Source organism: Segetibacter sp. 3557_3 (assembly GCF_004354985.1).
GTDB lineage: Bacteria > Bacteroidota > Bacteroidia > Chitinophagales > Chitinophagaceae > Segetibacter.
Genome location: NZ_SMSK01000008.1, coordinates 1 through 14,484, shown reverse-complemented (window position 1 = coordinate 14,484; position 14,484 = coordinate 1). Strand labels below are relative to the sequence as shown.

Here is a 14,484-nt window from a genome sequence, read left to right as displayed (position 1 = left end):
CAGTTATGAACCGCAGTTCAGTGTAATTCTCATGTTTAAACCCGTATTTAGATGACAAACCAGGATGTCAATTCTACACCAGGCAGTAACAGTGGTCCTACAAGGCAATTTATTGCTGCTTCTGATGTAAGCGACATCAACAAATTGGTGGACCAGGCACTGTACTATAAAGCCAACCCTTTTGTTGATAAGCATGTTGGAACCAACAAACGCATTGGATTGTTATTCCTGAATCCAAGCTTACGAACAAGGCTGAGTACGCAGGTTGCTGCACAAAACCTTGGTATGGAGGCCATCGTTTTTAATGTGGATAAAGACGGCTGGGCACTGGAGTTTGAAGAAGGTGCTGTAATGAACGGGAATACGGTTGAGCACGTGAAAGACGCTGCGCCAATCCTGGGCAGTTACTTCGACATGCTTTGCATCCGAACCTTTCCATCCTTAAAAAACAGGGAGGAAGACTATAGCGAGATGTACATCAGCCAGTTTATCAGGTATGCTGGTGTTCCTGTAATCAGCCTTGAAAGTGCCACATTACATCCGCTGCAAAGTCTTACCGATATTATAACCATAAGAGAGCAGCTTGCAACTACGGCAATTCAGAACCGCCGACCCCGGGTGGTGTTAACGTGGGCACCACATGTAAAGCCATTACCGCAATGTGTAGCCAATTCGTTTGCTCAATGGGTAAATGCATGGGGAGAGGCCGACTTCACCATTACCCATCCTGAAGCATATGAACTTGCAGAACAGTTTACCGCTGGTGCAGTTGTCACGCATGACCAGGATGCTGCACTAAGGGATACTGACTTTGTGTACGTTAAAAACTGGAGCACCTACAACGACTATGGTAAGATTAAATGCAGTGATGACCGATGGATGCTTACTCCTGAAAAGCTGCAACTTACGAATGACGCGAAAGTGATGCATTGCTTGCCTGTGCGTAGAAATGTAGAGCTTAGCGATGCTATACTCGACAGCCCTAATAGTATTGTAACGCAACAGGCAGGCAACAGGGTATGGGCCGCGCAAGCTGTCATCAGGAACATACTCGCAGCTAATCCTTAAGTGCTTAATTATTCTGAATAAAAAATAATGAGTCAATTACCAGGGGATCGCCCCGCGGGGCAAAGCGCATATGTTATCAAAATCGGCGGCAACGTTATAGATGATGAGGATGCTTTGAGCTTATTCTTAGCTAACCTCTCAATAGCAGTAAATAAAAATGAAAGCTCTGCATTTATACTTGTTCATGGTGGGGGTAAGATAGCCACCAACATCGGCGATAAGCTTGGGATCAGGTCAAATTATGTAAATGGCCGACGTATTACCGATGATGATACGATAAACCTGGTTACTATGGTTTATGGCGGCCTGGTAAACAAGCAAATTGTAGCGCGACTTCAAAGCGCCGGCATCAACGCTGTCGGACTTACCGGTGCGGATGCTAATCTCATCCCGGCAGTAAAGCGGCCGGTGAAGGAGGTAGATTTTGGATGGGTTGGAGACGTAGCTGCAGCTGATATCAATGTTGATATTCTGAGCCGGTTTATGTCTATGGGTTTACTCCCCGTTTTTGCCCCACTCACACACGATACCCAGGGCCATATCTTAAACACCAACGCAGATACGATTGCCTCGTCGCTTGCAGTAGCACTTTCTTCAACTTATCATGTCCGGTTACTTTATTGCTTTGAAAAGAAGGGTGTACTGGAAAACGTTGATGATGAAAACTCCGTAATCAACAGCATTACAAAGCTGAAGTATGCGGAGTTACTTGCTGCCAACAGGTTGTTTGCCGGCATTCTTCCTAAACTCGACAATGCATTTGCTGCAATAGACGCGGGGGTTAAAGAAGTACTGATCGGCCACGCAAATGATCTGGTGCAAAATACTTCGGCGCATACCGTTGGAACCCTTATTCAAAACACATGAGCCGTGACTTACTATACGAAGATGCAGTTCGCCTAATAAAAGACCTTATCAGCGTTCCCTCATTCTCGAGAAGTGAAGACGGAACAGCTGCCGTATTGGTAAACTTTTTAGAACAAAAAGGGATATCCACTCAACGCCATCTGAATAATATTTGGGCAGTTAACCGGTATTTCGATCCTTCAAAACCATCTATACTTTTAAACTCACATCACGATACTGTTAAACCGAATCCACAATACACTAACGATCCGTTTAGTCCGATTGTAAACGATGGAAAATTGTTTGGATTAGGTAGCAACGACGCAGGTGGCTGCCTGGTTAGCCTGATTGCCACTTTCTTACACTTTTACTCTCACAACGGGCTCGCTTATAACCTGGTGCTGGCGGCATCGGCAGAGGAGGAAGTGAGTGGATACAATGGGATTGAAGCCCTGTTGAAGGAAGCCCGTTTTCGCGAAGTGACCCACAACGCATTTAATCCCGATGTAACAACCGGATCGTGTGCGATCGTTGGCGAACCCACATTGATGAACCTTGCGATTGTAGAAAAAGGGTTGATGGTACTGGATTGCGTGGCAAACGGCAAAGCCGGTCATGCAGCAAGGGAAGAAGGCGAAAACGCCATTTACAAGGCGATTACTGCCATAGATTGGTTTAGAACATACCGGTTTGAAAAGGTAAGCGAATGGTTGGGGCCGGTAAAGATGAGCGTTACGGTTGTAGAAACGGAAAACAAGGCACATAATATGGTACCCGCAATCTGCCGCTTTGTTGTTGATGTGAGAATTATCGAAAGTTATTCGCACGAAGAAGTGCTTGCAATTATCCGGAAACATGTGGATTGTGAAGTAACTCCAAGAAGCATGCGGATGCGGGCAACAGCGATCAGCCAGGCTCATCCGCTGGTGAGGGCCGGTATAGCACTGGGCGGGGCATGTTATGGTTCGCCAACCAGCAGCGATAAAGCCCTGCTGCCCGTACCAACGCTAAAGTATGGTCCGGGAGATAGCGCCAGAAGTCATACCGCCGATGAATTCATTTTTCTTGAAGAAATCAGGAACGGCATCGACCGCTATATTGAAACCCTTGAGGCTGTTCTATAATACGGTTGTTTGTATTCCTGCATGCGAAGGTTGACACCACTAACTTGTTTGCCTGCACTTACATTTGCGCATTCACACAAAGAGCTGCTTAATTAAACCCACACTATGAAACTCTGGCAAAAAAATACAAACGTTTCCGAGGCTGTTGAAAAGTTTACCGTTGGTAACGACCGTGCGATGGACCTGTATCTTGCAGCCTTTGATGTGCAGGGTTCGCTGGCGCACATTCAAATGTTGGAGAGCATCGGCCTGCTGACTACCGGTGAGCTCGACATACTTGCACGTGAGCTTAAAAGTATCCACCGCGAAATAGCATCCGGCAATTTCGAACTTGAAGAAGGTGTAGAAGACGTTCACTCGCAGGTAGAGCTCTTGCTGACCCGAAGACTGGGAGAAGTTGGGAAAAAGGTACATAGCGGGAGAAGCCGGAACGACCAGGTGCTGGTTGACCTGAAGTTGTTTCTCCGGAGTTCAATAGAGGAAATGGTAGAACATATCCGCAAGCTGTTCGACCTGCTCCAGGAAAAAAGCGAGCAACACAAGCAGCACCTATTGCCTGGTTATACGCATTTGCAACTTGCTATGCCTTCTTCTTTCGGACTGTGGCTGGGCGCCTATGCAGAAAGCCTGGTGGATGATGTACTGACATTACAATCCGCTTACAAGGTGGTAAATAAAAATCCGCTGGGGTCTGCCGCAGGTTATGGTTCTTCGTTTCCATTAAACCGTACGTTAACAACGAAATTGCTGGGTTTTGATGCGCTTAATTACAATGTGGTTTATGCGCAGATGAGCAGGGGCAAAACTGAACGAATCGTTGCCCAGGCTATCAGTAATGTTGCTGCTACGCTGAATAAGTTAAGCATGGATTGCTGCCTGTACATGAACCAGAACTTTGGTTTCATTTCCTTTCCGGATGAGCTTACAACGGGCTCGTCAATTATGCCGCACAAGAAAAATCCTGATGTTTTTGAACTTATCAGGGCCAAGTGCAATCAACTGCAGGCACTACCAAATGATATCACCCTGCTTACCACCAATCTTCCCTCCGGTTATCACCGCGACTTTCAACTGCTAAAGGAGAACCTCTTTCCCGCAATTGAAACGATTAATGATTGTCTTGACATGATGCACCTGATGATGAGCAACATCAGTGTTAAAGAAGGCATACTGAGCGATGAAAAGTACAAATACCTGTTTAGCGTAGAAGAAGTAAACAAACTGGTGCTTGAGGGTACGCCTTTCAGGGATGCGTACAAAAAGATCGGCCTCGCCATTGAGTCTGGGAACTTTGATTACTCAACCCAGGTGCACCATACTCATGAGGGCAGTATTGGTAATATCGGCACAGCCGAGATCAACAATATGATGCAACAGGCTATTGACTCCTTTGGCTTCGATCAATATCACCATGCGATTGGTGAACTGCTGAAAGATTAGCCTACCACAACAGTTTTGCAGATATGGATTTTAGCGACGTTTTTTACTGAGTTGTGAGTCGACACCGTATTTACCACTTCCAGTTACCAGCAAGGTAATGTAGATGAGCAGGTAGAGCAGGGCAAGTTCTTTTTTCGGCAGCGGGTCGCTACCGTGAACGACAAAAAATGCTACGGCCATGTTGATGATAAGTACAATTGCGGCAAGGCGTGTTGCAAAACCTATGATGATAAGGATAGAGCACAGTACCTCTGCAAAAACGACAAGCCCAAGGGTAAGTCCAGGGCCAAGACCTATAGGATCAGCAAATTGTATATTACCAAGCATTAATGTTTGAAACTTTGGCCAGCCGTGTATCAACATCAGTACACCAATCGCAATCCTGAAGATAAATAGCCACAGGTTCAGCAGGTCAGGATTAGGAGCAGTGTTAAACAATCTTTTCATAGCACGTCAGATGAGTTTTGAAAAATGAATGCGTTTTACCGCAATTTTTATTCCGCTATTGGCTTTATTGTAACCAGCTCAATTACAAGCCGCTAATTTAGATTTTATATTCGGATGGACGTGTATTCGGTAAAATCTTTCGTAAGTGCATTGAAATCTTTGCCACCAGGTGAGATGCCTTTATTTAAAACTGAAGATGAACAATGAATCTACCGATAAACTGAGCGTAGCAACGATGTTGCATGAACATAAACTGCCCGTCAACAAAAAAAGAAAGGACGCGGTTTGTTCGATCTGCATTGTGGCTGGTGGGTTCCTGCGTTTACAACCTACACTCGCGATCCTTCTGAATTGCAATTGGTTGTGAGATCAGGAGTTTTGGATTACTTAGTGGTGTAGATTATTTTACCCACTATAATTTTAGTGTTCGGGAATGACAAGATTGCAAAATATCGAATCAGTTGTTGGTCTTGCGGCAAGCAATTTGAACTTCTAGCTACACACCGGTATTATTAACTTCAACCCGCACCGCTCATGTATGTATTTAAAATAAGCGCAGGCTTTATTTTGCTCCTGATTTTGGCGTTGGGGTGCCGGCAAAAGACCAAATCGAAGTACCCTGTTCTTCCTAATTACGACCTTAATAATCCATATACCTACAACCTGCGCGACGAACTGGATGAGATTTCGGGTATGGTGTACTATCCAAAGGATACCTCTGTATTTGCAATCAACGACGAAAACGGGCTGCTGTACAAAATCTTCCTGCGCAAGAACGTGCAGGTGATGAAGTGGACCTTTGCCAAGGACGCCGACTTTGAAGATATTGCACTTGTTGACAGCACTTTTTATGTACTGCAGAGCAATGGGAACATTACCTCCTTCAAGGTGCTTACGGCAGACTCGGTAGTGGTAGATAAATGCAAGCGGCCTTACGAAGGCAAAAATGAGTTTGAAAGCATGTACTACGACGCTTATTACAAGGTGCTTGTACTGATTTGTAAGGATTGTGAAATAGACGATAAAAAAGGCATAACCGCATGGTCGTTTGACCCGGCGACGCATAAATACAGTGATACTCCGATTTATGTAATCAAAACAAAGCCCATTGACCAGATGCTTGGTGTGCAAAAGGAAAAGTTTAAGCCTTCGGCAGCAGCAATTCACCCCATAACAAAAGAACTTTACATTGTGTTTTCCGTAAATAAAGCAATAGTAATTGCCGACCGGAGTGGGGTGGTAAAGTTTGCAGTACCACTCGATCCTTTGATTTATAAACAACCGGAGGGAATCACATTTACACCGAAAGGCGATTTGCTTATATCCAACGAGTCTGCCGAAACGGGCCCGGGAAACATCCTGGTGTTAAAACAAAAAAGTACAGTACCATGAGAAGAGCAGGTTTCGTTGCGATTTTGACTTTTTTACTTCCGGCTATCGCATTTACACAGGACTCGCTACAGGCACGCATTATATTGATTGGTGACGCCGGGGACCTGAAAAACGGTCGTCATCCTGTGATATCTGCCGTGAAGGGCAGGACAAAATTTGATGAAAAGACTACGGTTGTGTACCTGGGTGATAACCTTTACTTAACCGGTTTACCTGATGAACAGGCTCCTATTTACGATATCAGGCGGCAGATATTAGACACACAGGTACTAATTGCAGGAAAAAGCAAGTCGAAAGTTTACTTTATACCGGGAAACCATGACTGGGAAAGGGGGCATGCAGGCGGGTACGCGGCAATTCTTCGCGAGGAGGCTTATATCAATGCAATTGGCAATTCGAATGTGCAATTTTACCCGGGCGGCGGATGTGGCGGTCCTGTAGAAATATCGGTAAGCAATGATGTAACCATGGTGATTTTTGATAGCCAGTGGTGGATACATCCGTTTGACAAACCCGGGATAGAGTCGGATTGTCCGAACAAAACCAAAACGGAAGTGTTGAGCCAGCTGGAAGATATACTGGCAAGAAACTCTAAAAAGTTCGTGATTTTAGCTTGTCATCATCCCTTTAAAAGTTATGGCCCACACGGTGGAAACTATGGGTTGAAGCAACATATTTTCCCGCTAACAGAAATGTGGCCAAAGTTGTATGTTCCCTTACCTGTAATCGGTTCTATTTATCCGATCGCAAGAGGGGTGTTTGGTACCCCGCAGGACCTGCGGCATCCTGCTTATGCAAACATGATTAAAGAGGTTGAAAATGTTGCAAAGCAGCACCCAAACCTTGTTTTTGTATCGGGGCATGAACACAACCTGCAACTGATCCGCGACAGCAGCTTTACTTACATCATCAGCGGCAGCGGTACAAAGAGCACAAGGGTGACCAGCGCCAACAAGAAGCGGCTGCCCTTTTCCACCTCTGAAAATGGGTACGCGGTGCTTGAAGTATCGAAAAACAAAAATGTTGACGTGGCATTTTATACCGTCGGTCGCGATACTGCTGCCTATCACCAGCACCTCGTGAATTTTGCCACCCTGCCCAAATCGGCCATGGATACCATTAACCCCAAAGCCGAACCGGTGATTACTGCTTTTAAAGACAGTGTAACGGTTGCTGCAAACAAAAAATTTGGAAAAGCCAGTGGTGTTAAGCGGATCATACTGGGCAACAACTACCGGAAGGAATGGACAACACCGGTAACCCTGAAGGTGTTTAACTTAAAAAAGGAAAAAGGCGGACTTACCATAGAGAGCCTTGGTGGGGGCAAACAAACCAAATCGCTGAAGCTTGTTGACAAAGGGGGCAAGCTATGGACCTTGAGAACCATTAACAAAGACCCCGAACGTGCCATACCTGAAAATGTTCGCGGTACCGTTGCAGAAGAAATTGTGCAGGATATGATTTCGGCAGCAAACCCCTATGCGCCGCTGATTATTCCCCCACTCGCCAAACCGTTGGGTATTCCGGTTGCTTCGCCCGAGTTCTTCCTTGTTCCGGATGACCCCGCTTTTGGTTTTTACCGGCCACTGTTTGCTAACCAGGTTTGCCTGCTGGAAGAGCGCGAACCCACCCCCGATAGCAGCGATACGAAAAGCACTGCCAAGATCATCAATAAGCTGATTGAAGACAATGACAATCACGTTGACCAGGAAAAGGTACTTAATGCAAGACTGTTAGACATGTTGATTGCCGATTGGGACCGGCACTTTGATCAATGGCGATTTGGAACATCTGACACAGGTAAGGGTAAGTTGTATTACCCGATACCGCGTGACCGTGACCAGGCGCTTTTTGATTCTGATGGGCTACTTGCAAAGCAGCTGTCGCAAAATGTATTGCCATTTTTAAAGGGCTTTAAGAAGAGCATTCCAAAGGTTTCGTGGCTCGCATGGGAAGCCCGTGATTTCGATCGCCTGTTTATGAATAATCTAGACGCTAAAAAATGGCGTAGCGTGCTGGATAGTTTTAAGATCAAGATTTCAGACGAGGTAATACGCCAGGCGGTTCAAAAACTTCCCCCTGAGATCTATGCTATTCGGGGTGAAGACATCATAAAAACGCTGATTAGCCGCCGGGACGACCTGGTGGGTGAGGAGGGTATGCGGTACTACCGCTTTCTTTCCAGGGAAGTAAATGTAGTGGGGAGCAATAAACACGAGTACTTTAAAGTTTTGAGTACGGACACTGGCGTCCATGTTACGGTTTATAAGCGTAAAGCAAATAACGACACATCCTCGGTGATGTATTCCAGGGAGTTTAACAACAAGGATACCGATGAGATCCTGTTCTACGGCCTGAACGGCGACGATTATTTTGAAGTTGATGACAACGTAAACTCGAAAATTCACGTCAGAATTATTGGAGGAAGGGGTAAAGACACCTTTAACGTTAAAGGAAACATCAAGAATCACATATATGATTTTGAGCGCGCAGGGGTAGAGTCGAATTATATTGTAAACAGGAGTAAAGTAAGAAGTGAAATATCTGCCAATCCGCTGAACAATGAATATGATGTAACGGGATATAAGTATGATATCTATCGCTTTCCAAGAATGAATGTAGGTTTCAACCCGGAAGATAAACTGATGTTTGGTGTTGGCTGGTTAAACAGGACCTATGGATTTAGAAATGAGCCCTACGCCACCCAACAACGGCTTTCGACCTTATATGCCATTAACCGTGGTTCGTACCAGGTAAATTACAACGGAGAGTTCAACCAATTGCTTGGTAAAGGTGACCTGGTGGTAAATGCTTCTATCGTACACCCGGTGTTGAACAACTTTTTTGGACTGGGTAATGATACCAAAAATACCCGGGAGATTGATTACTATCGTGTCAGATACAATTTTGTTGAAGCTGACCTGTTATACCGAAAGCGACTGGGCAACCTGATCCAGTTGACGGCAGGTGGTACGGTTTACAACTACTGGATTGACCCAAAGCAAAACGTTGGTAAAATTTTGCAGGAGCCGGGGATTGTTGGTCTCGACCCGGCAAGGGTTTATTCAACCAAAACCTATGTCGGTGGTAAGCTTGGTTTAACGATCAACAACCTGAACAGCGACCTGTTGCCAACCAGGGGTATCTACTGGAAGTCTGACTACCTGTCGAGTTATGGGGTGAACAACAACAGCAAAAACATTCAGCGGCTTACATCGGATCTTACCTTGTTTTCGAGCCTTACTGATCCGGCAAAGGTGGTGGCAGTAATCAGGGGAGGAGGCGGCATCATCTTCGGAAATAATTATGAATACTTCCAGGCGCTAAACCTTGGAGCCAATAACTTCTTGCGTGGTTACCGGAAAAACCGCTTCTCGGGCACCTCGATGCTTTACCAGAGTACAGAATTGAGGGTTAAGTTATTCGAGTCGCAGTCGTATGTATTACCGGGGGCGGTTGGTATCATAGGTTTTAATGATGTTGGTAAAGTTTGGGTTAAAAACCAGCAATCAACAAAATGGCATCATTCTTATGGGGGTGGGCTCTATTATTCGCCTTACAACCTGATTTTAGTTTCAGCAACGTTGGGTATTTCAGAAGAGAGTGTGTTATTTAATTTTTCAATCGGAACACGGTTCAATATCACGTTCTAAATTTTGTTAATGGATTCAAATACGATTTATAAAAAAGTTGAAAATCATGTTGTTGGATTGTTTGAAAAAAACCACAATCCAAAGTTGTTGTACCATAACCTGCAACACACCCGCAACGTAGTAAACAAAACGAAACAGATTGCTGCGCATTATGAGTTGAGTGAAAGAGACATGCTGATCGTTTACGTAGCAGCGTGGTTTCACGATACGGGATACATTTTTACGGAACCCCAATGGCATGAGGAAAAAAGCAGTGAGCTCATGCGTCGTTTTATGACGGAGTATCACCAGGAAGAAGAACTGATTAATGAGGTAGTCAAAACAATACTTGCAACAAAACCAACGGCCAAACCGGAAACACTGCTACAGGAGATCCTGCGGGATGCTGATAGCTTTCACTTCGGTACAAAGGACTTCAAGGAAATGAATAAGCTGGTGATGGCCGAACACCTTGCGGTCGATCCGGAATTTGATCAGTTCCAGGCACAGGTAAAGACACTTCAAATGCTTGAGTCGCACAGGTTTTTCACCTCTTATTGTCGCAATCAGTTAAACGATGGAAAAAATAAAAACGTGGCCCGCCTAAAAAAGAAACTCGAAAAACAAAAGACCAGTGAAGCTGCCAGCGCCGAAAGCAAACAAAATGTCGGGCTGATTAATAAGGGCATTCAAACCATGCTGAGGCTGACTTCGGAAAACCATATGAAACTGAGCGATATGGCCGACCAAAAAGCCAACATCCTTATTTCGGTGAATGCAATTATTATTTCAGTAATATTAAGCGTGTTGCTGCGTAAGCTTCAGACAGACGCATACCTTACCATACCTACCATCATATTCCTGCTTGTTGCTGTAACAACAATCGTCATCTCTATCCTGGCTACCCGGCCTAAAATCAGCTCTGGTAAGTTTGAAGACCAGGACGTGATCGACAAGAAAACCAACCTGCTGTTTTTTGGTAATTTTCACGACGCTTCATTTGAACAATATGAGCCGGCGATGCTGAAAATGATGAAGGATACCGACTACCTGTATGGATCACTGATCAAAGACATTTACCAGCTGGGTGTTGTTTTAGGAAGAAAGTACAGGTTGGTACGCCTTGCCTATAACATTTTCATGATTGGGATCATTATCTCGGTAATTGCTTTTGCGATTGCAACGTTCTTCTACCAGCCTGAAACGGTGATCATAAACAATGCACCGGGTACCCCGCTATAAACTTAACCGCTCATGTTGTATAACCGAGACCTTAGCTGGTTGGGATTTAACTATCGTGTGTTGCAGGAAGCTGCAAACAAAACGGTTCCCTTGTTCGAACGGCTAAAGTTTCTTGCCATATTCTCTTCCAACCTTGATGAGTTCTTCCGGGTACGCTATCCTTCGGTTTTCGCTTTTTCGAAACTCAACCGCAAAACACAACAACAGGTTAGTATCGGCTTAAATGAAGAATTACCCGATAAAATTCAGACAGAAATAAACAGGCAGTTAAACCACTTTGGGTCTATACTTACTGGTGAGATCATCCCGGAGTTGAAAGAAACCGGGATCATCTTCTACTATAATTCGCCGATCAGGCCGGAACATACAAACGAGATCCGGGAGATATTTTTATCGAAAGTGCTCTCATTTATTCAACCCCTGTACCTGGAAAGTGAGATTGGTAAAGCATTTAGTCCCGAGAATAACCAGTTATACCTTGTAGTCGTTTTAAAAGAGGCTGACATCGCCAGTTTTAAACACGCGATCATCAATATTCCTTCTGACAAGCTTAACCGGTTTTTCGAGCTTACACCCCTTGATGGAAATGAGTACGTAATTTTTATTGACGATATTATTCGTGAAAACCTCGACTGTCTATTCCCGGGTTTCGAGATCGCTGGTGTTTACAGCGTTAAATTCAACCGCGACTCAGAGTTACATCTTGACGAAGAATATAGTGGCGATCTTCTTGGCAAGATTGAAAAGCAACTCAAAAAACGCGACTTCGGGCCTCCGTCAAGATTCTTGTATGAAGGCGGGATGCCTCGTAACATTCAGTTGTTTCTTGCCTCTACGTTCGGGGTGCAGTTTGAAGAGATGTTTGCGGGAAGCCGTTACCATCACCTGAGTAACCTTTCCTCGTTCCCGACATTCAACAAAAACCTGAACTACGAAAAGCGGAGGCCACTCGCGACAGCAAACCTGATGGCCTGTGGTGACATCTTTAATATCCTGAATCAACAGGATGTATTGCTGCACATTCCTTATCAATCGTATAACCCGGTCTTATCGTTTTTTAATCAGGCGGCAGTTGATATTAATGTCACGGACATTTTTATAACACTTTACCGGGTTGCTGCGGAGTCTCATATCGTCAATGCACTGATCAGTGCTGCTAAAAATGGCAAGCGGGTTACAGCCTTTGTGGAATTGAAGGCAAGGTTTGACGAAGCGAATAATATCAAGTGGGGAAGAAAAATGAAAGATGCGGGTATCCGGATCATTTATAGTATTCCGCACATAAAGGTGCATTCCAAAATCGCCTTGATCCAGAAGCGATCAGGCGCCGATACGTTATCCTATGCCATCCTGAGTACCGGTAATTTCAACGAAATCACCGCCCAGTTCTATACCGATCATGTACTCATGACAACGGATCTCTTTATCATCAAAGAACTGCTTCAGCTTTTCAGGTTTCTGCAGAAGACAGATACCATCCAGCCGAACAACAAATTAAAGTTCGATAAGCTCCTGGTCTCCCAGTTCAATATGAACGAAAGGTTTGAAAAGTTGATTGATGATGAGATACAGAAAGCAATGCTTGGCGAACCGGCTGAAATTCGGATTAAGGTAAACAACCTTGAAGAGCCGCATATGATCAGCCTCTTGTATAAGGCGAGCCAGGCTGGTGTTAATGTAAAACTTTGTATTCGCAGTATCTGCTGCCTTATGCCCGGTGTTCCGGGAATAAGCGAGAACATTACGGTAAGAAGGCTTGTGGATCGATACCTTGAACACACGAGGTTATTCATCTTTGGTGCCGGTAACGATGCTGAAGTCATCATGGGTTCTTCTGACTGGATGACGCGCAACCTGTATCACCGGATAGAAGTTTGCGTATCGATTAAAAACATCACTTGCAAGCACGAATTGATCGACTATTTCGAAATGCAATGGCGGGATAATGACAAAGCTGTTGAACTATCTCCAAATCTCGAACAGCGGCCTGTTGTAACCACTGAGCAGGAAAACTTCAATGCTCAAACGGCGATCTACCATTATCTCCAAAACCGATTATGAAATTTCTTAGATTCTTATACCCCAGGTTTTCATTCTTAAAGAAGTACCGGTGGGCTGTTGTACTATACATTACGATGATCTGGCCCGTTGTGGACCTGCTCATTATGGTTACGAGGAACAATCCTGCCAATTACAATACCCTCGAAGCGCTCTCCTTAAGACTGTTGGTAGTGTTGTTTTTGAGTTTTGGAATGGGCTACCTGATCGTGTTTAAGTTGAAAAAGGTGCTGCGCAACAAGTCATTTGGGCTAAGCCTTGTTGTACGAAGTTTGATACTGATTGTTGCGGCTTTTATTATGAATTTCCTGACCGAAACAGCGCATGCGATAATCATTACCCGGCTCGACCTGATTGGCGCGCTCCGGTTTTTTTACTACGAAGCCTTCCAGGCATTCTGGCTCGTCAATAAGCTTTTCTTCTGGCTGATACTGTTCCTGATAACTCAGCTGATTATCGAGATCAATGAGAAGTATGCGCCGGGTGTTTTCAGGGATATTCTGTTGGGAAAATATGTTCAGCCGAAAGTTGAAAACAGGATCGTGATGTTTATTGACCTCAAGGACTCAACGCCGATAGCCGAGAAACTGGGAACGATCATGTACTTTAAATTCATCCGCGATTTTATATACCATGTGTCAAACGCAATCAATGAATATGGCGGCAGAATTTACCAGTATGTTGGCGACGAGGTCGTAGCCTCCTGGATGTTTGACCAGCAGAATACCAGGATATGTATGTCGGCGCTGATTGAAGCCCGAAAAAACCTGCAGAAACATTCAGAAGATTTTAGACGCAGGTATGGTATCATTCCCGAGTTTCGGGTTGGTATTCACTGTGGTGAAGTAACCGTGGGAGAAATAGGGGTGATTAAGAAAGACCTGGCTATGAGCGGGGATACGATGAATACCACTGCCCGGATCAGGAGCGCTTGTAGCGAACTCAACCAAAAATTTATCGTTTCAAAAGCGTTCCGCGACAACATCAACCTGGAGGAATGGCAGAGTACCAGCCTGGGTTTGATTGAACTAAAAGGAAAAGGCAACGGGATTGAACTTTTTGCGCTTAAAATATAAGTAGTAATAATTGGTAAAGAATTGGTTTATCAAAACAAAGGAGGCCGTCTCAAAACTAAAGTTTGAGGCGGCTTTTTCTATTAGGCTGTATACGTTCCTATACTACTGTGAATTTTTCTATCTATATTCTCGTTGATCCTTTCTGGTTGTTATGCTTTA

The 14,484-nt window shown here is 44.6% G+C and carries 10 protein-coding genes; 9 read left to right on the top strand and 1 reads right to left on the bottom strand.

The features are described from left to right. The first annotated feature begins 51 nt into the window (after window positions 1–51). The 4 genes from EXU57_RS13415 to argH all read left to right on the top strand — a co-directional run bounded on the left by EXU57_RS13415 (window position 52) and on the right by argH (window position 4,478). Window positions 52–1,068: an N-acetylornithine carbamoyltransferase gene (locus tag EXU57_RS13415; RefSeq protein WP_133268736.1), complete on the top strand. Its 1,017-nt coding sequence runs from the start codon at window positions 52–54 to the stop codon at window positions 1,066–1,068. Between the two features lie 27 nt (window positions 1,069–1,095). Continuing rightward, window positions 1,096–1,935 carry an acetylglutamate kinase gene (gene argB / locus EXU57_RS13410; protein WP_133268735.1) on the top strand — a complete coding sequence of 280 codons (840 nt, stop codon included), beginning with the start codon at window positions 1,096–1,098 and terminating at the stop codon, window positions 1,933–1,935. Continuing rightward, window positions 1,932–3,038, top strand: a complete 1,107-nt coding sequence (locus EXU57_RS13405; RefSeq protein ID WP_133268734.1) for a M20 family metallo-hydrolase — start codon at window positions 1,932–1,934, stop codon at window positions 3,036–3,038. The genes argB and EXU57_RS13405 overlap by 4 nt, the downstream gene beginning before the upstream one ends. Window positions 3,039–3,143: 105 nt before the next feature. Continuing rightward, the gene (gene argH, locus EXU57_RS13400) at window positions 3,144–4,478 is read left to right on the top strand and encodes an argininosuccinate lyase (RefSeq protein ID WP_133268733.1); all 1,335 of its coding nucleotides are present in this window, start codon (window positions 3,144–3,146) and stop codon (window positions 4,476–4,478) included. Between the two features lie 30 nt (window positions 4,479–4,508). On the opposite strand, the gene EXU57_RS13395 is transcribed toward argH, so the two are convergent. After that, window positions 4,509–4,925: a DoxX family protein gene (locus tag EXU57_RS13395; RefSeq protein ID WP_133268732.1), complete on the bottom strand. Its 417-nt coding sequence runs from the start codon at window positions 4,923–4,925 to the stop codon at window positions 4,509–4,511. A 534-nt stretch (window positions 4,926–5,459) separates the two neighbouring features. Between EXU57_RS13395 and EXU57_RS13390 the strand changes: the two genes are divergently transcribed. Genes EXU57_RS13390 through EXU57_RS13370 form a run of 5 tightly spaced genes read left to right on the top strand, consistent with a single transcriptional unit; the run spans window position 5,460 to window position 14,325 of the window. Beyond that, the gene (locus EXU57_RS13390; RefSeq protein ID WP_133268731.1) at window positions 5,460–6,317 is read left to right on the top strand and encodes a hypothetical protein; all 858 of its coding nucleotides are present in this window, start codon (window positions 5,460–5,462) and stop codon (window positions 6,315–6,317) included. Continuing rightward, window positions 6,314–9,970: a BamA/TamA family outer membrane protein gene (locus EXU57_RS13385; protein WP_133268730.1), complete on the top strand. Its 3,657-nt coding sequence runs from the start codon at window positions 6,314–6,316 to the stop codon at window positions 9,968–9,970. Before EXU57_RS13390 ends, EXU57_RS13385 begins: the two co-directional genes overlap by 4 nt. Window positions 9,971–9,979: 9 nt before the next feature. After that, window positions 9,980–11,191: a Pycsar system effector family protein gene (locus EXU57_RS13380; protein WP_133268729.1), complete on the top strand. Its 1,212-nt coding sequence runs from the start codon at window positions 9,980–9,982 to the stop codon at window positions 11,189–11,191. Between the two features lie 12 nt (window positions 11,192–11,203). Continuing rightward, on the top strand, window positions 11,204–13,252 hold the full coding sequence (gene ppk1, locus EXU57_RS13375; RefSeq protein ID WP_133268728.1) for a polyphosphate kinase 1: 2,049 nt from the start codon (window positions 11,204–11,206) through the stop codon (window positions 13,250–13,252). Continuing rightward, window positions 13,249–14,325: an adenylate/guanylate cyclase domain-containing protein gene (locus EXU57_RS13370; protein WP_133268727.1), complete on the top strand. Its 1,077-nt coding sequence runs from the start codon at window positions 13,249–13,251 to the stop codon at window positions 14,323–14,325. The genes ppk1 and EXU57_RS13370 overlap by 4 nt, the downstream gene beginning before the upstream one ends. Window positions 14,326–14,484 lie beyond the last annotated feature (159 nt).

Excerpts from the sequence above, each read along its gene's own strand:
- EXU57_RS13415 (WP_133268736.1), top strand. The coding sequence starts at position 52 with ATGACAAACCAGGATGTCAATTCTACACCAGGCAGTAACAGTGGTCCT.
- argB (WP_133268735.1), top strand. The coding sequence starts at position 1,096 with ATGAGTCAATTACCAGGGGATCGCCCCGCGGGGCAAAGCGCATATGTT.
- EXU57_RS13405 (WP_133268734.1), top strand. The coding sequence starts at position 1,932 with ATGAGCCGTGACTTACTATACGAAGATGCAGTTCGCCTAATAAAAGAC.
- argH (WP_133268733.1), top strand. The coding sequence starts at position 3,144 with ATGAAACTCTGGCAAAAAAATACAAACGTTTCCGAGGCTGTTGAAAAG.
- EXU57_RS13395 (WP_133268732.1), bottom strand. The coding sequence starts at position 4,925 with ATGAAAAGATTGTTTAACACTGCTCCTAATCCTGACCTGCTGAACCTG.
- EXU57_RS13390 (WP_133268731.1), top strand. The coding sequence starts at position 5,460 with ATGTATGTATTTAAAATAAGCGCAGGCTTTATTTTGCTCCTGATTTTG.
- EXU57_RS13385 (WP_133268730.1), top strand. The coding sequence starts at position 6,314 with ATGAGAAGAGCAGGTTTCGTTGCGATTTTGACTTTTTTACTTCCGGCT.
- EXU57_RS13380 (WP_133268729.1), top strand. The coding sequence starts at position 9,980 with ATGGATTCAAATACGATTTATAAAAAAGTTGAAAATCATGTTGTTGGA.
- ppk1 (WP_133268728.1), top strand. The coding sequence starts at position 11,204 with ATGTTGTATAACCGAGACCTTAGCTGGTTGGGATTTAACTATCGTGTG.
- EXU57_RS13370 (WP_133268727.1), top strand. The coding sequence starts at position 13,249 with ATGAAATTTCTTAGATTCTTATACCCCAGGTTTTCATTCTTAAAGAAG.